Consider the following 2,258-nt stretch of genomic DNA (forward strand, 5'->3'; position numbering starts at 1 on the left):
CTAATTATTTCTGAAATTTACCCATTAGTTCAGCCCATGCTATGGTGTGTTCCTCTACTTTTTGGTCGAATTCTTCCATAGAGTTAATGCTGCCCAGATTTTCAACATCAAGGGCATGGAGCCTGAAATAATATCTGTGAACCCCGGAAGGCGGACATGGTCCTCCATAATCTTCCTTTCCAAAGTTGTTCTCAACTTGTTTGCCTGGTACCGAATTTTCCTTAATTTCCCTGACATCTTTGTCAATGTCATAGACCAACCAGTGAACAAACGTTCCGATGGGTGCATCGGGATCTTTCACGCTTAAAGCAAAACTTTTCGTGCCTTCGGGAACATTTTCCCATCGCAGTTCGGGATTTAGATCCTCTCCTTTGCAGGAATACTTTTTGGGGATAAATTCCTCGTTTTTGAATGCCGGACTATAAAGTTCCATAGCAACACCTCCTGATTTTTCTGGTTTTTTATTTTTTTGTTTGGTGAACGATTGCAATCCCACAATGAAAACAACCAATATCAATCCAATTGTGATAATGAAATACCGTTGGATATCCTTTTTTGTCATTTTTTTGAATGCATTGATAGATTTTCAAAAGTACATAAATTACACAGGATTGTCAATATATAAAATCAATTCTTATTCACTCTGCTGTCAGAAATTTTATACCTGCTCCATTTTTATTATATTGCCGCCCTGATATGTTGAATTTTGCCTGCATTATTCACAAACGAATCCCGCTGGTAAGCGGGAAAGTTTGTGAATGCGGGATGGTTTGTGGGGTGGATGAAGGTCCGCCTGCGCTAGCTTCGGTTGCTTACGCTAAAGCTTCAGCGACAGCGTGCGGGCAGGCTCGCCTTCGCGAAGCTTCGGCGGAGCAAGGCAACCCCGCATTAGAAAAACCAGCTTTTTGCAAAAAAATGAAGCAAAAAGCTAGGTTTTTCAATAGCGTCAGAATTATTTTTGAATAATTCGGGTTAGGAGGTCAAATGATAATGTAAAAGGTTCATGGCTTTTTTCTGGCTTTTAAACTGAAAAATGGATATTTCCGGTATGTTAAGCTGAAATAGCTGAAGCCTTTTTTTCAAAAAAATAGGATTGAAATGAAAGATATCAATGAGTTCAAACGTCATGCCCATGAAGTGGTTGAATGGATAGCCCGTTATTTTGAAGAAATAGAAAATTATCCGGTCAAATCACAGGTTGAACCCGGAGAGATTGATCGGGAGCTGCCCGATCAGATGCCGGAGCAAGGAGAAAACATTTCTCAGATCCTCTCTGACTTTGATGATATTTTGATGAAGGGCATCACCCATTGGCAGAGCCCGAAGTTTTTTGCCTATTTTCCTGCCAATTCCAGCCTGCCTTCATTGCTGGCCGAAATGATAACTGCAGCCATCGGAGCCCAGTGTATGAAATGGGAAACCTCTCCGGCGGCGGCTGAGCTTGAAGAAAAGGTTATGAACTGGTTGAAAGGGGCTACCGGTCTTCCCGTTGATTTTCAGGGTACCATCCAGGATTCTGCCTCAACAGCCACGCTGGTTTCCTTGCTAACGGCAAGAGAGAAATTTACGGATTACAGGATTAATGAAGAGGGTTTTAGAGACAGCGGGCCTTTTAGGATTTATTGTTCTGAAGAAACCCACTCTTCCATAGAAAAAGGTGTAAAGATCGCAGGCTTTGGAAGAGAAAATCTGGTCAGGGTGGAAGTGGATGATTATTACCGGCTTAGGCCTGATAAATTAGACGAAGCCATTGAGCGGGATCAGGAACAGGGGAGGGTGCCTTTGTGTATCATTGCCACAATAGGTACTACGGGTTCAACAGCTATTGATCCTTTGGCTGAAATCGCCCGGATAAGGAAGAAACATAAACTTTGGCTTCATGTGGATGCCGCTTATGCAGGATCCACCCTGATCCTTCCCGAATATCAGTGGATGATTAAAGGGGTACAGGAAGCCGATACGTTCGTATTCAACCCCCATAAATGGCTCTTTACGAATTTCGATTGTTCTGCCTATTTTGTCAGGGACAAGCAGGCCCTGGTGCGTACATTTCAACTCGTACCCGAATATCTGAAAACCCGTTCGGATGAGGAGGTAAACAATTACTCGGACTGGACCATTCCGCTGGGAAGGCGTTTCCGCGCACTGAAGCTTTGGTTTGTCCTGAGGTATTATGGCCTTGAAGGATTGCAGCAAAAGCTCAGGGAACATATTGCAATGGCCGGGGATATGAAACAATGGATTGAACAGCACGATGA

The 2,258-nt window shown here is 43.3% G+C and carries 3 protein-coding genes; 2 read left to right on the forward strand and 1 reads right to left on the reverse strand.

Features of this window, described 5'->3' with window-relative positions; genetic code table 11:
* Positions 1-4 precede the first annotated feature (4 nt).
* A complete protein-coding gene (locus tag KGY70_12760; GenBank protein MBS3776056.1) occupies positions 5-562 on the reverse strand; it encodes a YbhB/YbcL family Raf kinase inhibitor-like protein in 558 nt (185 codons plus the stop codon).
* 134 nt (positions 563-696) lie between these two features.
* On the opposite strand from KGY70_12760, the gene KGY70_12765 reads away from it, so the two are divergent.
* A complete protein-coding gene (locus KGY70_12765; protein MBS3776057.1) occupies positions 697-966 on the forward strand; it encodes a hypothetical protein in 270 nt (89 codons plus the stop codon).
* A 132-nt stretch (positions 967-1,098) separates the two neighbouring features.
* Positions 1,099-2,258: aminotransferase class I/II-fold pyridoxal phosphate-dependent enzyme (locus tag KGY70_12770; protein MBS3776058.1), on the forward strand; the 1,160-nt coding region annotated here is incomplete at its 3' end.

The organism is Bacteroidales bacterium (genome assembly GCA_018334875.1).
Lineage (GTDB): Bacteria > Bacteroidota > Bacteroidia > Bacteroidales > UBA12077 > JAGXLC01.